The sequence below is a fragment of the Pyxidicoccus sp. MSG2 genome, from assembly GCF_026626705.1.
In the GTDB taxonomy this organism is placed as follows: domain Bacteria; phylum Myxococcota; class Myxococcia; order Myxococcales; family Myxococcaceae; genus Myxococcus.
Window position 1 is genome coordinate 3,717,649 of sequence record NZ_JAPNKC010000001.1, and the last position, 17,083, is coordinate 3,734,731.

Here is a 17,083-nt window from a genome sequence, read left to right on the forward strand (position 1 = left end):
CCGGCCGGCTCTTACAGGGGACCTCTTCCAGGAGGGTGGTGACCCCGGAGGGGAAGTGCCCGCCCTACGCCGGAGGGGGCCCGTTGTAGCCCGCGTCACCGTAGGGCTTGAGCCGGTCGAGCCAGAGCGCCTCCAGCACCTTGAGCTCTTCCTTGGGGTCTCCGCCCGGCTCCTCGGCGGGAGGAAGGACGTCGAGCACCTCGAAGGTGAAGCTGTCGGCGCCGTGGCGCTTCCAGTCCTCCAGCAGGCCGGGGATGCGGTCCATCCCGGTGCTCAGCTCGAACTGGATGCGATTGAGCGCGCCCTGGACGTTGAGGCTCGACCCCACCAGGACCTTGCCGTTCGCCTTGTTGCGGACGGCGAACACGCCCATGGGGGGCGGCTTCTCCTTGTAGGCGCGTCGGACTTCGGCGCGCTGCATGCGGCTTCCAGGCTGCGGGGAAATATCATCAGCGGACATGCGGGCCTTCTTGTGGGTGGGAGAGGGAGAGCGATTCAGGGTGGTGGGGCCGGCGAGACGGGCGAGCCGCTGCTCGAGCCGGGCGTGGGCGGCCGCGTCGCGCGGTGCCACCCAGTCGGGGCCCGCCAGCGCCCAATCGGGGTCGGCCAGGTCCACCCCGAGCGTCGTCAGCAGGCTCGCCTCGCAGACGAAGAACTGCTGGCGGAATGGGAAGAGGTAGCCGCCCTGCGCTCGCAGCGAGTCGAGCGCGGCCTCGTAGGTGGTGAACCACCGGTTGAGGAACAGGCCGCCGACGCGAGAGAGCAGCGCCTCGAAGTCGACAGTCGGCGGAGGCGCCTCCTCCCGCGCGGCCTTCAGCTCCACCCAGGAGGCATACCCCTGCTCATGGGCGATGACGGCCAGCGCGTGCTTGCGCTGCACGTGGTCTCTTCGAGCGAGCAGCTCGGCCAATGACAGACGGGCGAAGGTGGGGAGTGCGCGCAGGCGCTCCGCGGCCCGGCTGGCGCGCGACGCGTCAGGCGAGCACAGCTCCTTCAGCAGGAGCGATGCGCGGACCTTGCACTCGTGCAGCGGGAGAGGCGGGGCGGTTCCCATGACAAGCCCTTCGTATCCGGCCCTCACCCGAGAATGGGCCGTGGAAGGAACTCATCAGGAACTGTCGCACTGCCGGGAGAAGCGAGGGTGACGTCGTCTTTTTCGGGCACAGGCGCCCCTCGGCACCTGGGTGAGAGTTAACAGGGGGCCCCGGTTGTCGGCAAGGCGTGTGTCATCCACTCACACGCGGGACTGCTTGCACGAGCAGTCCAGGCAGCCGTGCGAGGCGCAGGTGCCACAGCTCCGCTCGAGCTGCTTCTTCAGGGCCTGCCGCGCCCGGTGCAGACGCACGCCCGCGTTGTTGGCGGTGATGCCCACCTCCTTCGCCACGTCGGGCACGCCGCGCTCCTCCAGGTCCACCTTGCGCACCAGCTCCGCGTACTCGGGCTTGAGGGTGGGCAGCAGCTCGCCCACGCAGGCGCAGACAGCGCTCTTGAGCTCCGGGTCCTCGGTGGCCTCCGTCGCCTCGCGGGCCTCGCGCTCCAGTGCGCGTCCCTCCGCGGCCTGACGGCGGTAGTGGTCCACCAGCGCATTGCGCAGCAGCCGGTAGAACCACGTCACCGCGCCCTCGCCGTCGCGCAGCGCGCCGCCCTTCTCCAGCGTCTTCACGAAGGCCGACTGGAGGAGTTCCTCCGCCACCGCCCGGCTGCCCACACGCCGCTCCAGGAAGCCGAGGAACTGGCGGTGGTTGCCCACCAGCGCCGGAATCACGTCCTCGCCCGCCACCTCGATTGTGTCCCGCGGCTCGCCGCTCATCGCACCACCAGCGTGCCCTTCATCATCTGCATGCCGCAGGTGAAGGCGAACGTCCCCGACTTGTCCGGCACGAAGTCCACCACCGTCTCCTTCAGGCCCGGAAGCGGCGTGCGCACGCCGAAGTCGGGGATGAGCAATTCGTCCCCACACCCGCCGGTGTCCTTGCGCACGAAGCGCAGCCGCGCCGGCACGCCCTGCTTCAGCGTCACCTCACTGGGCTGGTAGCCGCCCTGCACGGTGATGGTGACCTCCTGCACTGCGCCGTCCGCCGGAGCCTTCGCGACGGGCACCTTCGCCGCGTCCACGGGCGTGAGCAGGAAGCCGATGAAGTACTCGGAGTCCTCCGGCATGGGCAGGCGCACCGTCACCTCGCGCTCACCATCGGCGGGAGGAAGCGTGCCCGAGAGGAACTCTCCCGCCGCTCCGGGGACCAGCGACGCGGTGGCCCCCGCGGCCTCCACCATGCCCTTCTTCCCGGCCAGCGGCACCGGCTGCCGGAACGCATCCGTCACCCAGACGCGCACCTCGCCGGACTTCAGCGACAGGACCTCCAGGTGCGTGTCCCCGCTCATCGCCACGATGCCGCCGTGCAGGGGCGTGTGGTCGTGCGCCTGCATCGGCGCGGCGGAAGTCCCGCCGTGCCCGTGCTCCTCCAGGTGCGCGGAGAAGCGCGCCACCTCCGGCTTCCCGTCCCGTACCACCGTCACCACCAGGGTCAGGTGGTCGTCCGAGTGCTCCGGCCCCTGCCCTTCCAGATGGTCTCCCGCTGGCGCCAGCTTCACGTCCGGATGGCCGCCCTTCGCCACCTTCACCGTGCCGCTGGCACCCGCCACCGGACGCACAGCAAGCGCGTCATCCAGCAGGTAGACGCGATAGCCGCCCGCGCGGGTGGCCACCAGCTCCAGGTGGCCCTGCGACGTGGACTCCACGACTCCACCATGCGGCGCGGCGTGGGCATGCGGCTGCGCGGTGGCGTGCGACTTCGCCGCCGGAGCCTGCGCTTCAACAGGCGCGTCCTTCTTGCTGCACGCGGCCACCAGTCCCACCGCCATCACCGCCGCGATGATTTGCTTCCTCATCTCGAACATCCTCCAAAGGTTCCTCACGGTGCCCGCCTTCACAGCGAGCTCGCGAGCCGCTCCCCTGGCGGCACTGCCGCCGGGAGCTGGGGGTCTTCTTCTTCGGCGCGCGCCGCCGCCTTGCGCGCCAGGTAGCGCTCCAGGGCCGGGCGCCCGAAGCGGAAGAACACGGCCGGCGTGACGAGCAGGTCCAACAGGGTGGAGCTGATGAGCCCCCCGAGGATGACCGTCGCCACCGGGTGCAATATCTCCTTGCCCGGCGCACCCGACGCGAGCGCCAGTGGCACCAGCGCCAGCCCCGCCGTCAGCGCCGTCATCAGCACCGGCACCAGCCGCTCCAGCGAGCCGCGCAGCACCAGGTCCCGGCCGAAGTGGTCGCCCTCCACCTCGACGAGGTGCAGGTAGTGCGAGATGAGCATGATGGTGTTGCGACTGGCGATGCCACACAGGGTGATGAAGCCGACCAGCGTGGCCACGGACAGCGGCTGCCCGGTGAGCACCACCGCCGTCACGCTGCCCACCAGCGCCAACGGGATGTTGAGCATCACCTGGAGCACCAGCCGCACCGAGCGGAAGTGCGCGTACAGCACCAGGAACATGCCCGCCAGCGACAGGAGCGACAGCAGGGCGATGAGGCGCGTCGCGGACTGCTGGCTCTCGAACTGGCCCTCGTACGTGACGAAGGCCCCGGGAGGCAGCGTCACCTGCGCGGCCACCCGCTCGCGGACCTGCTCCACTGCGCTGCCCAAATCTCTCCCCGACACGTTCGCCATCACCACGATGCGCCGCTGCAGGTGGTCATGGTGGATGACGTTGGGCCCCTGGGACTCCACCACCTCCGCGATGGCCGCCACCGGCACCCGCGCCCCCGAGGGCGTGTCCACCAGCGCCCGACGGAACGCCTCCGCGTCCACGCGAGAGCGCTCGTCGTACCGCACCAGCACGTCGAAGGTGCGCTGTCCCTCCAGCACCTGCCCCACCACCACGCCGTTGAAGACCTTCTCCAGTTGCTCCGCCATGGCGCCGGGCTGCACGCCCAGGCGCGCCGCCTCCTCGCGCTTCAGCCGCACCTGGAGCTGCGGAATCAACGTCTGCTGCTCCACCTGGAGGTCGACGATTCCGGGCACACCCGCCATGACGGCGCGGACCTCCTCCGCCTTGCCGCGCAGCACGTCCAGGTCCTGCCCGAAGAGCTTCACCGCCACCTGCGCGCGAATGCCCGACAACAGGTGGTCCAGCCGGTGCGAAATGGGCTGCCCCACTGAGACGGACATGCCCGGAAGCTGCGCGAGCCGCTCGCGGAGGTCCCCGAGCACCACCTCCCGCACGCGCCCGTCCCCCGCCTTGAAGTCCACGTCCAGCTCCGAGTAGTGGACGCCCTCCGCGTGCTCGTCCTGCTCGGCGCGGCCGGTGCGCCGGCCCACCGTCTTCACCTCGGGGACGGCGGCGATGAGGCGCTCGGCCAGCAGCCCGAAGCGGTTGGACTCCTCCAGCGACGTGCCCGGCGGCGCAATCAGCGTCACCGTGGCGGTGCCCTCGTTGAAGGGTGGGAGGAAGGAGCGGCCCAGGAAGGGCACCACCGCCGCCGCCGCGAGCACCAGCACCGCCGCGCCCGTCATCACCGGACGGGGGTGCGCCAGCGCCACCTTCAGCACCCGCCGGGCCCGTGCCTTCAGCCAGCTCACCAGCACGCCGTCGCCGTGCTCCAGCAGGCGCCCCTTCGGCAACAGGTACGCGCACAGCGCGGGCGTCACCGTGAGCGACACCAGCAGGGACGCGAGGATGGACACGATGTACGCCACGCCGAGCGGCGCGAAGAGCCGGCCCTCGATACCTCCGAGTGCGAACAGCGGGATGAACACCAGCACCACGATGAGCGTGGCGAAGACGATGGAGCCGCGCACTTCCGAAGACGCCTTGAAGATGACGCGCAGCGAGGGCTCGGGCTCGGCCTTCGCGCGGTTCTCCTTGAGGCGGCGGTAGACGTTCTCCACATCCACGATGGCGTCATCCACCAGCTCGCCGATGGCCACCGCGAGGCCCCCTAGCGTCAGCGTGTTGATGGACAGGCCGAAGGCCTTCATCACCAGCGCGGTGATGACGAGGGACAGCGGAATCGCGGTGAGGGTAATCGCCGTGGTGCGCAGGTTGACCAGGAAGAGGAACAGCACCAGCACCACGAGCAGCGCGCCGTCGCGCAGTGCCTCCGCCACGTTGCCGATGGCGGAGTGGATGAAGTCCGCCTGTCGGAAGAGTGTCTCCACCCTCACGTCCGCGGGAAGCGTGGCCCGCAGCTCCTTCAGCGCGGCGTCCACCTTCCCGGTCAGCTCCAGCGTGCTGGCGCCGGGCTGCTTCTGCACCGCGAGGATGACCGCGGAACGACCGTTCATTCCGCCGTCGCCGCGCTTCACCGCCGGGCCCACCGCGACCTCGGCCACCTGGGACAGGCGCACCGGCACTCCGTCCCGCACCGCCACCACCGTGCCCGCCAGGTCCTCCACGGAGGCACTGCGCGCGAGGTTTCGGACGAGGTACTCGCGACCGCCCTTGTCCACGAAGCCACCCGTGGTGTTGCCCTGGGCCAGCCCCGCCGCACGCTCCACCTCGTCGAAGGTGAGCCCGAAGGCGAGCAGCTTCTCCGGGTCCACCCGCACCTGGAACTGCTTCACCCCGCCGCCCAGCACCGTCACCTGGGCGATGCCCGGAATCGTCAGCAGCCGCTGGCGGAGCGTCCAGTCCGCGAGCGAGCGCAGCTCCAGCGGCGATGTGCGCCCACTCTCGCTCTGCACGCCGAGCAGGAGGATTTCGCCCATGATGGAGGACACGGGGGTCAGGTGCGGCGTCACGTCGCGAGGCAGCCGCTCGCGTGCCACCTGGAGCCGCTCCGACACGAGCTGCCGGTCCAGGTAGATGTCCGTGCCCCAGTCGAACTCCACGTAGACGATGGACAGGCCCACGCCCGACGACGAGCGCACGCGCTGCACGCCCGGCGCTCCGTTCATCGCCGTCTCGAGCGGCGTGGTGACGAGCGTCTCCACCTCCTCCGGCGACAGGCCGCCCGCCTCCGTCATCACCGTCACGGTGGGACGGTTGAGGTCCGGGAACACGTCCACCGGCAGGCGTGTGACGGCCCAGCCGCCGTAGAGCAGCAGCGCCACCGCCGCCAGCACGACGAACAGGCGATGCCGCAGCGCGAGGAGGATGACGCGGTCAATCACCTGCCGCCTCCCCTCGCCATGCGCAGCGCCGCCACGCCGCCCACCACCACCCGCTCGCCCGCCTTCAGGCCCTGGCGCACCTCGCGCCACTCGCCGTCGCGCCCACCGAGCACCACCGGACGCAGCTCGAAGGCCTCGGGCGAGGTGTGGATGAAGACGAAGGCACGGCCCTCCTCCTCCACCACCGCGGACAGGGGCACCGCCAGCGCGTCCCTCCGTCCGCCCTCGCCGATGGCCACGTCCACGAACATGCCCGGGCGCAGGCGGCCTTCGCGGTTGTCCACTTCGAAGAGGACGCGGACGCTGCGCGTGGACTCGTCCACAAGTTGTCCCACGTTGTAGAGCCGTGCGGCGAAGTGCTGGCCCTCGTACGCGGGCGTGTCCACCAGCGCTCCCGAGGCACCCTCCACCCGCGCCACGTCGCCCTCGTAGACGCGTGCTTCCACCCAGACGACGGAGGCGTCGAGCACCGCGAACAGCGGGCGTGCCGGGTCCACCTGCTCGCCCACGGTGGCGCGCGCCTCCACCAGCACGCCGTCGATGGGCGCCACCAGCGGGAAGCGCGCCGTGCCCTGCCCCTGGCGCGCGCCGGACAGCACGTCTCGCGAGTCCTTCGCCCGGCCGAACTCCTGCTCCGCCGTGCTCACGGTGAGTCGTGCCTGCTGGACTTCCTTCTCCGCCACCACGCCTTGCAGGGACTCCAGGCGCGCGAGGTCTCTGCGGGCCTGCTCCAGCGCGGCCTGCGCGCGGGACACCTCCGCCTCGGCCTGGATGTAGCCCGTCGACAGGCCCGTGGCTTCCGAGGTGGAGAGACTCTGCTGCACCAGCGCCAGCACCTCGCCGCGCTTCACGCGCTGGCCCACCAGCGGCACCGAAGCGCCCGAGGCCAACACGCGGCCCGACACCGGCGCGGAGACCTGCGCGTAGCGGTCCGTGCGCGGCACCACCTTGCCGGGTGCCACCAGCCGAGACTCCAGGGGACGCACCGCCGCGCGCTGCGTGCGCACCTCGAGGAGGAATTGGGTCTCCTTGGGCACGGTGAAGCCCACGCCGCCGGGGACGATGGACGGTTGTTGCTGGGCGGACTGCGCCTGGACGTGGCCCTCGTGCGCGCCGGCCCGGGGGCTCGCGAGGAGACCCAGACACATGACGGACAGGACCACGGACAGCGTCATCGCGTCACTCACAGCAACCCCCTTTTGCGACGCGACACCCACCATGCGCCCACCGCCACCAGCAGCGCCACACCGCCCGCGACGCTCCAGCCGAGCCAGCCATCGCCGACCTCGTGAGCATCCTCGTGCTCCGCCTCCACGTGCACCGTGCCCAGCGCCAGCACGTCCACCCTGTCGCCCCGGGTCACCGTGGCGACGGCGGCCAGCTCCACCTCGGGTGCCAACTCCGCCTCCGCCACGTAGATGCCCGGTGACTCCATCTTCGGCACCAGGGACTGCACGGACGCTCCGGTCAGCGTCAGCTCCACCTGCGCCCCGCTCACGGGCGCGTTCGTCGCGCTGTCGGCCACCAGCACGCGCACCGGCGTCTTCGGACCGTCCGCATGCTCCGGGTGCTTGAGCACCACTTCGAAGAGGTCTCCCGTCGCCGCCAGCACGTGCAGGGCTTCGCCTGTCGTGGCCACCGGGGGCGGCGCACCGTGCGACTCGCCCTCGTGCGCGCCCGCGACCATCGGCAGGGCGAGACACACCGCCAGCATCCAGGTCCTTGTTCTCATCGCGGCACCCCTCCCGTGGGCAGCCGACCTTCCGCGCGCAGCAGGGCGGTGCGTGCCCGGGCCAATTCCGCCGCCGCTTCCACCGTCTCGGCCTTCGCGGCGAAGGCCCTGTCCCTCGCCAGCAACAGTGCGTCCAGGCTCAGCTCTCCCGCCTCGTAGGCACGGCGCATCAGCTCCAGGTTGCGCTCCACGGCGGGCCGGGCCGCTTCCAGTGCGGTGTATGCGGCTCTCGCGGCTTCGAACGTGCTTCGCGCCACGGTCGACTCAGCGTCCACCTGTCGCTCGCGGGCCACCCGCTCCGCTTCACGCGCCGAGCGCCTCGCGCTCGCCTCCGCCAGCTCGCGCTGGTTCCGCTCCCACAGCGGCAGCGGCAGGGACAGGCGCGCGACCAGCAGGTGCTCGGTGTGCAGGTCCGTGAGGGCGCCGTGCGACTCGACGCGCCGCTCGCGCTCGTAGCCCAGGCCCAGCGTCGGGTCCGGAAATCGCTCTCGCCGCAGCAGCTCCACCTCCGCCTTCGCCGCGGCTTCCTCGGCGCGTGCCGCCTGAAGTTCGGGCCGCTCGTTCAGCAGAGGCGATGGCAGTGATGCCCGCGTGGCGCGCAGCTGCGGCCGGTCCTGTATCCCCATCGGCGCCGCTGGCGACGTCACGTTCGCAACCCCAGCATCTCCACGTGCCTTCTCATCCGTCACCGGTCCCGCTTCGGCCCCGGCCTCCGCCAGCACCGACACGCTCAGCGGAGCCCCGGCCGGGCGCCCCAGCCTCCGATTCAGCGCCGCGCGCGCGCCCGCCGACTCCGCTCGAGCCATCGCCGCCCGGGCCTCCGCGCGAGCCCGCTCCAGCGCCGCGCCATTGCGGTCCAATTCCGGTACGTCTCCGGCCGCGAAGCGGCGCGCAGTCGCCTCCTCCAGCGTCCGGGCCAGCTCCAGCGCCTCCTCCGCGAGCCTTGCCCGCGCCTCGCGCCGCTCCAGTTCCGCCGCCGCGCTCACCGCTTCCGCCGCGGCCTCCAGCACCACCGCGCGCCTTCGCGCCCGGACAGCGTCCACCGCGGCTTCCGCCCGGGCCACGCGCAGTCCCCGCTGTCCCGCCACTTCCACCGTCTGACTCAGCATCAGCTCCACGCGCTGCTCGCCCTGGTCGTCCGTGAGCGCGTCGCTCGCGAAGCCCACGTCCAGCTGGGGATTGTCCTGGAGCCACCGTCCGTCCGCTGATCGCGCTCCCTCGGCGGCCGACTCCTCCGCCCGGGCCGCCGCCACCTCCGGCGCGCGCTCCACGGCCTCCGCGACCACGCGCTCCAGCGACCAGACTTCCGTGGGAGCGGCGGCCAGCATGAGGGACAGCGCTGCGGAGACAGCGAACATGTCCTCGTCACAACGCAAGCCGCATACCTGCCCGGCGCCCAGTGATTTCGCACACCTGCACACCGCGAACGGCTTCCAGGTGTGACCGCCGCCGTCACACTGTGACGTGCCCGGTCCGTTCCTTCCTGGCCGCGGCCTCAAGCTCCGCGCTCGCCTCCCTCCGCACCCACATGGGGGAGCACCTGCGATGGCTCGGTCACTTCACCGTGGGGTTCGACGTGGCAGGACGAGCGGTCCGGAACACCGGCGCGTAGCACTCCCCGTCCTTGTACAGGTAGCCGTTCTCGTCACAGCGCTTCTGGTCCAGGGCCAGCTTCAGCCAGCAGCGCCCCTGGAAGGGAACCTGCCCCTGGCTTGGACAGCGGCCTTTGGAATCCGTCTGCTGCTGTCCCGGAAAGGGCTTGGGGGGAACGTCCAGGGCGATGGCCGCCCACGCGGAAGGTGGCGCGGCGGAGGACGAAGGCGCCGTCAGGGCGGAGTCCCCGACGGCCACCGTGCCGGCGTCCCTTGCCTCCAGTCGTATGGCGACTGTCGCCTCCGTGGGGACGGCTCCGTGCCGCGTGCTCAGCAACCACGTGATTCCCACTGCCACCACGGCTACCGCGGCGGAGGCTGCGATGCGCCAGTGCCTCCTGCTCCCGATTCGCTCCCGCGACGAAAAGCGCCACGAGGATGCGCTCACCTTGGCGGGCCGGGCTTCTTCCGGGTCGAAGAGAGGCACGTCCGCCGTCGGCCCGGCTTCACGCGCGGCGTCCTCCATCGCTTCGGCCAGCTCACCTGCGCTGCCGCGCGCCTCCGGGTGCACGGAGAGCATCCGGGAAACAAGGGCATCCAACTCCCCGCAGCAGCGCCCATTGAGGGCTCGCGCAGCGAGGTGGCTCATGCCTTCCGGCCGCCACAGGCGAGCTCCCTCACCCGCCAGTCCCAGCGCGCGAGAGTACTCCCCGGTCACCAACCGCCAGGCGGTGACGCCCAGCGCGAAGACGTCATCTGCCGGCCCGGGCGCATAGGGCACGCCCGGGTCGGGACCGGGACGCAGTACGGAGCGCCACGCCTCCGGCGCACGGTAGGCCGGCGTCCCTGGAGGAAATGGCGGCCAGGTGATGGTCGCGGCGCCAATGTAGTGGCCGGAGCCGAAGTCGGTCAGGAAGGCCTGGCCATCTCCATCCCTCACGACAACGTTGTCGCCCTTCACATCGCGGTGGACGCCGCCCGCGGCATGCGTGGCCTCCAGCGCCCGCGCGAGACTGGCGAGGCACGAGAGCACCTGCCGGGAGGTGGGCCGTTGCTCCATCGCCCAGACATAGAGAGGTACGCCGTCCACCCACTCCATGGCGAGGTACGGGTAGACAGTGCCAGCCGGGTCCTGCCATTCCCCGTGGCCGAAGAAGCGAGGGACGTTGGGATGATGGATGCGTGAGAGCAGCTCCGCTTCTCGTGTGAAGCGTTCATCCCGAGGACGCAGGGCCAGCTTGAGCGCCACGAACCTGGGGTGCCCGTCCGCCCTGGTGGCGCGATAGACAGCGCCATAGACGCCGCGTCCTCGCCGTTCCAGCACGCGCCACGGCCCCACGCGTGTGCCCGGGCGAAGCCGTGCCAGGTCCAGGTTGCCAGGCGCCATGAGGGTCTCCTGAGGAGGCATGCGGTCCATCCACCCGCGGCGAGAGCCTACCCTCGTTTCCGGTAGCTCATCCGCGCGCGTCCCTGGGCGCACCGCGGTGGCGGTGCTCGTGGACGCACGAACCCTGGAAACGCTTTTTGCGCCCGTCCGTACGTGAATTTGAAGAGACGGCGCAGCCCCCATCAACCCGCTCCGTGAGTTCCTTCCGTCAGGGCGGCGCCGACGCGCCGCACCTCGCTCCTGAGGTGCGGCCTTCAGCCAATCCATCCATCCATTCATGGGAGAGAAACATGCTGAGGAGCTTCTGGAGGAGCCGCGTCCTGGTGGCGGCGCTGGCCGCTTCGATGTCCACGCTGTCCGCGGGCTGCGGCGAAGGCGATGACAAGGACCCGAACGACCGGCCGGACACCAAGACCGCGAGGCTGCGCGTCATCCACGGGTCGCCCGACGCCCCGGCGGTGGACATCTATGCCGAGGGCCAGGCGACGCCGCTGTTCACCAACGTGAAGTACGGCGACACGACGAGCTACGCCTCCGTGCCCGCGGGCACGTACAACGTGCAGGTGCGCGCGGCCGGCGCGGCGGCGAGCTCGGCGCCCGCGTACTCCACCGGCCCGCTGACGCTGGGTGCCAACGCCACCGTGAGCGCGCTGGCCTCGGGCCTGCTCGGCTCCACCAACACCCAGCAGGCCTTCCGCGTGCTGCCGCTGGCGGAGGGCTTCGGCGCTCCGGCGGACGGACGGGCGCGCGTGCGCATCGTCCACGCGGGCGCGGACGCGCCCACCGTGGCGCTGGACGTGGGCAATGACGGCTCCTCCGAGGTGACGGGCCTGCAGCGCTTCCAGGACACCGGCGCCGCCGGGGTGGACCTGCCCGCGGGCCAGTCCTTCCAGGTGGGCGTGCTCGCGGGAGGCACCAAGGTGACGGCCTTCACCCTCCCCGCCCTGCCGTCTCGCGGCGAGGTGTTCGTCATCGCCACCGGGCAGCTCTCCGCGAAGCCTGGCGCCACCAACGGCTTCGGCCTGCTCGCGGCCGGGGTGGGCTTCATCCGGCAGAACCCCGTCGTCTACGCGCTGCACGCCTCGCCGGACGCGCCCCCCGTGGACATCTTCGCGGGCACCACCGAGCTGGTGGACAACCTGACCTTCGGCCAGCTCTCCAAGCCCATCCAGGTGCCGCCGGGCACGTACACCCTGGACGTCTTCGCGAATGCGCACGGCGCCTCGCGCCCGGCGGGCCATCCCGCCGGCTCCGACAGCACGCCCGCGCTGGAGGCCGGAGGCCGCTATCTCGTGGTGGCCGCGGGCTTCCTGTCGCCCGGCGCGGGGGACCCGGCGACGTCCACCTTCGAGCTGCTCGCCTTCGCCGACAGCTTCGCCCAGGACAACGACAGCATGAGGCTGCGCGTGGTGCACGCCTCGCCGGACGCGCCCGAGGTGGACGTGGCGCCGCTGGAGAACGGGCTCGTCCCGACGCATGCGGCCTTCAACGACGTGACCTTCCGGCAGGCCTCCTCGCCCGAGGGCCTGGAGCTGCCGGCGGTCCAGGCCCGGGTGGGCGTGGCCGCCGCCTCCGCGAGCGACCGCACACCGGTGGCACGCTTCGACCTCGACACCGGGCTCTTCATCGGCAGGGGCGTCTTCGCGGTGGCCGCGGGAGCGCTGTCGCCCACGCACGGGGAGAACGAGGCGTCCTTCCGGCTGGTGGCGGTGGACACCAGCGCCTCGCCCTGGGTGGCCGTCACCCTGCTGCCCGTCGTGCATTAGCCCCCCTCGCGAAGGCCGGGTGTTCCGTCCCCCGTGACTCGGTGGGAGTCGGGGGACAACAAGGCGCTGAGGCTCGGGCCATCGCGCGCGACGTCCAGCGCGAGGCGCCCTCGCTGTGGCGCAGCATCTTCGAGGAGTCGCTCCCCCGCGCCGGCGAGAGCTCGCGCGGGAGCGTCGTCGTCACCGCGGAGCCAGGCGCTGGCGGCTTGCTCCGGGCGGCCTACGCGGGGGAGCCATTCACGGCGTCGCGGCGTTGTAGGCCGTGGCCAGCACGCTGCACGGGCTCGTCGGCGTGTCCGAGTTGATGATGAGCGAAGCGTCGATTCCGTTCGGCAGGCGCATCACGCACGTGTGCGTTTCACGCCCAGACGTCGCGAAATAGTCGCCATAGTGCGAATAGGCCATGCCGCCGTCGACCGCCGTCGAAGAGCTCCAACCGGCCCGGTTCGCGTCCATGTACGCCTTGCTCGACGCGGACAGGATGTGGTCGCTGTAGCGCACGCCCGTGAGGAACTCCGCGAGCTGCTGCGCGTTCATCTGCAGCCCATCGTGGCCGCCGCAGCCACTGCTCGTCGTGGCCCAGGACCTCCCGCCGAGGGTGGCATCGGCGGTGTTGTACGAGAGGGCCTCGATCTGCCCGGCGGCCGGCTGGCACGAGATGTCCTCGATTCCGAGTCGCTCGAAGGCGATCGAGTCGAGCGCTTGCAGGTACAGCTCGCGCGAGTTCGTCTCCGTGACGACCGGAATCGACGCGCCCTCCAGCTCTCGCCGCAGGGCGGGAATGAGGACCCGCAGCAAGGCGAGGTTTGCGTTCTTGAATTCGCGGCTCGCGCCCGGCATCGCGCCCACCTGCTCCACCATGACTTGCAGGCCGTCCCAGTCGTTGCCAGCGCCCTGCACGCTCGTCGTCGCCAGGAGCTGGCTGAACCCCGAGGTATGCGTCAGGAGGTGCTCGAAGGTCAGGCCGTCGAACGTCGAATCGGGCGACCACGCGCTCGGCAGGCGCGCGAGGACCTTGGCGTTTGGCGTGATGGCATTCCGCTCGAGCAGGGCGAGCGTCGCCACCCCCGTGAGATGCTTCGTCACGCTGGCGACCGTCGAGGGTGTGCGCGACGTCATCACGTGCGTCGGGTTCGGCGCGCGCTGCGCGAAGCCGCCTGCCCCTGCGATGGCGAGCTGCGATTGGTCGGCGACCGCGTACGAGAATCCCGCGACGTTCCCGGACAATGCATTCTGGATTTGCGTCGCCATCAGCGCGGTGTCGGTGCGGCTCACGGGGTCAGCGGGCGCGCTCCCCCACGTGCCAATGTAATAACGGCCACCGGCGGGGCGAGCTATCACCTCCACGTCGCGCAGGGACCGGCCGGCCTCCGCCTGGTCTGCCCATTGGCGCTTGAAGACATCCCAGCTCGTGTAGACGTAGTAGGCCCAGCTGTCCGAGGCTTCGTCCGTGACGCCGACGTATTCCTGGCTCTGGTCGGCCCGGGTCACGCCGCTCAGGTGCCGCAGGCGTTGCCCCTGCCCGCGCGCCACCGTATACGCGTCGCCGAAGGCCGTGAGCGAGGTGCCGCGCAAGAGGTGCTGCGTGGGCGTCGTGCCCATTTCCCACACGCCCCAGTACCTCGGCTGGTCGTTCTCGAGCGCCATCTCGAGGTCGACCAGACGCTGCCCTTGCGCCGTGCGCTGCGCGTGCAGGCTCTGGAAGGCCGCCCACGACGTGCTCTCGGTGACAGGGGCGTTGTTTCCCGTGCCAACCCAGACGCCGTAGTACCACGTCGTCCCGCCGATGGTGACGATCTCCAGCTCGACGAGCTGGCTGTTCTGCAGGCGCTGCGTCTCCACGCGTTGCAGGAACGCCGCCTTGCTCGTGTAACGGTACAGGGCGGAGCCACCGGTGCCGGGCGCCCACGTCCCGTAGTACCGCACCGTTCCGTCCGTATCCTCGTAGACGTCGAGGTCGATCATCCGCATGCCGGCCGCATGGTGTTGGCGCCAGCGCTGCACGAGTTGCTCGAACGTCTTCGATTCGTGCGTGCCGTGCCGCGCGGCCGCACCTCGCGGGCTCAGCGTGTCGTCATCGCTGCTCGGCGGCGGGGTCGTGAGCATCTCGGCGCTCTCGTTCGACGCGCCTTCCACGTGATTGTCGACGTACTCGCCGGCGCAACCCGCGACCGTGAGAATCAGAGCCAGATTGCCGATCAAAGCCATTTTGCTTGCGTTCGTCTTCACGGATAGACCCCTACCTGATGTGTCGAGAGGACGGCTCGTCCCCATGCTTGTCGCGCAGGCCGCCCGTCGCGCTTGCTCCGGGCGGCCTACGCGGGGGAGCCATTCACGGCGTCGCGGCGTTGTAGGCCGTGACCAGCACGCTGCACGGGCTCGTCGACGTGTCCGAGTTGATGATGAGCGAAGCGTCGATTCCGTTCGGCAGGCGCATCACGCACGTGTGCGTTTCACGCCCAGACGTCGCGAAATAGTCGCCACCGTGCGAATAGGCCATGCCACCGTCGACCGCCGTCGACGAACTCCAACCAGCCCGGTTCGCGTCCATGTACGCCTTGCTCGACCCGGACAGGATGTGGTCGCTGTAGCGCACGCCCGTGAGGAACTCCGCGAGCTGCTGCGCGTTCATCTGCAGCCCGGCGTGGCCGCCGCAGCCACTGCTCGTCGTGGCCCAGGACCTCCCGCCGAGGGTGGCATCGGCGGTGTTGTACGAGAGGGCCTCGATCTGCCCGGCGGCCGGCTCGCACGAGATGTCCTCGATTCCGAGACGCTCGAAGGCAATCGAGTCGAGTGCTTGCAGGTACAGCTCGCGCGAGTTCGTCTCCGTGACGACCGGAATCGACGCGCCTTCCAGCTCTCTCCGCAGGGCGGGAATGAGGACCCGCTGCAAGGCGAAGTTTGCATTCTTGTACTGGCGGCTCGCGCCCGGCGTCGCGCCCACCTGCTCCACCATGACTTGCAGGCCGTCCCAGTCGTTGCCAGCGCCCTGCACGCTCGTCGTCGTCAGGAGCTGGTTGAACCCCGAGGTATGCGTCAGGAGGTGCTCGAAGGTCAGGCCGTCGAACGTCGAATCGGGCGACCACGCGCTCGGCAGGTGCGCGAGGACCTCGGCATCTGGCGCGATGGCATTCCGCTCGAGCAGGGCGAGCGTCGCCACCCCCGTGAGATGCTTCGTCACGCTGGCGAGCGTCGAGGGCGTGCGCGACGTCATCACGTGCGTCGGGTTCGGCGCGCGCTGCGCGAAGCCGCCTGCCCCTGCGATGGCGAGCTGCGATTGGTCGGCGACCGCGTACGAGAATCCCGCGACGTTCCCGGACAATGCATTCTGGATTTGCGTCGCCATCAGCGCGGTGTCGGTGCGGCTCACGGGGTCAGCGGGCGCGTTCCCCCACGTGCCAATGTAATAACGGCCACCGGCGGGGCGAGCTATCACCTCCACGTCGCGCAGGGACCGGCCGGCCTCCGCCTGGTCTGCCCATTGGCGCTTGAAGACATCCCAGCTCGTGTAGACGTAGTAGGCCCAGCTGTCCGAGGCTTCGTCCGTGACGCCGACGTATTCCTGGCTCTGGTCGGCCCGGGTCACGCCGCTCAGGTGCCGCAGGCGTTGCCCCTGCCCGCGCGCCACCGTATACGCGTCGCCGAAGGCCGTGAGCGAGGTGCCGCGCAAGAGGTGCTGCGTGGGCGTCGTACCCATTTCCCACACGCCCCAGTACCTCGGCTGGTCGTTCTCGAGCGCCATCTCGAGGTCGACCAGACGCTGCCCTTGCGCCGTGCGCTGCGCGTGCAGGCTCTGGAAGGCCGCCCACGACGTGCTCTCGGTGACAGGGGCGTTGTTCCCCGTGCCAACCCAGACGCCGTAGTACCACGTCGTCCCGCCGATGGTGACGATCTCCAGCTCGACGAGCTGGCTGTTCTGCAGGCGCTGCGTCTCCACGCGTTGCAGGAACGCCGCCTTGCTCGTGTAACGGTACAGGGCGGAGCTACCGGTGCCGGGCGCCCACGTCCCGTAGTACCGCACCGTTCCGTCCGTATCCTCGTAGACGTCGAGATCGATCATCCGCATGCCGGCCGCATGGTGTTGGCGCCAGCGCTGCACGAGCTGCTCGAACGTCTTCGATTCGTGCGTGCCGTGCCGCGCGGCCGCGCCTCGCGGGCTCAGCGTGTCGTCATCGCTGCTCGGCGGCGGGGTCGTGAGCATCTGCGCAACAAAGGGCGACAGGGGCACGACACCTGCGACGCCGTCTGCCGTTTCGTTCAAATCGCCGCGCGTGATGAGTGCTTCGGCACTCTCGTTCGACGTGCCTTCCACGTTGTTGTCGGCGTACTCGCCGGCGCAACCCGCGGCCGTGAGAATCAAAGTCAGACCGCTGGCCAAAGCCATTCTTCTTGCGTTCGTTTTCATGGACAGACCCTCGTTTCAAGGTTCGATGGGTCGTTTTGCAAGGGACTTGCCACGCCGAGCTGGGCCTCCGCGCAGAGGCCGCCCGGGAGCCCGA

Annotated in this window: 11 protein-coding genes; 1 reads left to right on the forward strand and 10 read right to left on the reverse strand. The window is 70.4% G+C overall.

Annotated features, from left to right (window positions below; genetic code table 11):
- Positions 1-64: 64 nt before the first annotated feature.
- The 8 genes from OV427_RS14045 to OV427_RS14080 all read right to left on the reverse strand — a co-directional run bounded on the left by OV427_RS14045 (position 65) and on the right by OV427_RS14080 (position 10,818).
- On the reverse strand, positions 65-1,054 hold the full coding sequence (locus OV427_RS14045; RefSeq protein ID WP_267856605.1) for a GIY-YIG nuclease family protein: 990 nt from the start codon (positions 1,052-1,054) through the stop codon (positions 65-67).
- Positions 1,055-1,234: 180 nt separating this feature from the next.
- Positions 1,235-1,810, reverse strand: coding sequence for an RNA polymerase sigma factor (locus OV427_RS14050; protein ID WP_267856606.1), 576 nt, complete (start codon positions 1,808-1,810; stop codon positions 1,235-1,237).
- The gene (locus OV427_RS14055; protein WP_267856607.1) at positions 1,807-2,889 is read right to left on the reverse strand and encodes a cupredoxin domain-containing protein; all 1,083 of its coding nucleotides are present in this window, start codon (positions 2,887-2,889) and stop codon (positions 1,807-1,809) included. The genes OV427_RS14050 and OV427_RS14055 overlap by 4 nt, the downstream gene beginning before the upstream one ends.
- A 38-nt stretch (positions 2,890-2,927) precedes the next feature.
- A complete protein-coding gene (locus tag OV427_RS14060; protein WP_267856608.1) occupies positions 2,928-6,107 on the reverse strand; it encodes an efflux RND transporter permease subunit in 3,180 nt (1,059 codons plus the stop codon).
- Complete coding sequence (locus OV427_RS14065; RefSeq protein WP_267856609.1) at positions 6,104-7,282, reverse strand: efflux RND transporter periplasmic adaptor subunit; 1,179 nt, start codon at positions 7,280-7,282, stop codon at positions 6,104-6,106. Before OV427_RS14065 ends, OV427_RS14060 begins: the two co-directional genes overlap by 4 nt.
- 8 nt (positions 7,283-7,290) lie before the next feature.
- Positions 7,291-7,839 (reverse strand): hypothetical protein, encoded by a 549-nt coding sequence (locus tag OV427_RS14070; RefSeq protein WP_267856610.1) that lies wholly within the window; start codon positions 7,837-7,839, stop codon positions 7,291-7,293.
- On the reverse strand, positions 7,836-9,197 hold the full coding sequence (locus OV427_RS14075; protein ID WP_267856611.1) for a TolC family protein: 1,362 nt from the start codon (positions 9,195-9,197) through the stop codon (positions 7,836-7,838). The genes OV427_RS14070 and OV427_RS14075 overlap by 4 nt, the downstream gene beginning before the upstream one ends.
- 196 nt (positions 9,198-9,393) lie before the next feature.
- Positions 9,394-10,818: a serine/threonine-protein kinase gene (locus OV427_RS14080; RefSeq protein WP_267856612.1), complete on the reverse strand. Its 1,425-nt coding sequence runs from the start codon at positions 10,816-10,818 to the stop codon at positions 9,394-9,396.
- A gap of 290 nt (positions 10,819-11,108) precedes the next feature.
- On the opposite strand from OV427_RS14080, the gene OV427_RS14085 reads away from it, so the two are divergent.
- Entirely contained in the window at positions 11,109-12,584 is a 1,476-nt protein-coding gene (locus OV427_RS14085) for a DUF4397 domain-containing protein (RefSeq protein WP_267856613.1), read from the forward strand.
- A gap of 237 nt (positions 12,585-12,821) precedes the next feature.
- On the opposite strand, the gene OV427_RS14090 is transcribed toward OV427_RS14085, so the two are convergent.
- On the reverse strand, positions 12,822-14,813 hold the full coding sequence (locus OV427_RS14090; protein WP_267856614.1) for a serine hydrolase domain-containing protein: 1,992 nt from the start codon (positions 14,811-14,813) through the stop codon (positions 12,822-12,824).
- Between the two features lie 103 nt (positions 14,814-14,916).
- Entirely contained in the window at positions 14,917-16,989 is a 2,073-nt protein-coding gene (locus tag OV427_RS14095) for a serine hydrolase domain-containing protein (RefSeq protein ID WP_267856615.1), read from the reverse strand.
- Between the last annotated feature and the right edge of the window lie 94 nt (positions 16,990-17,083).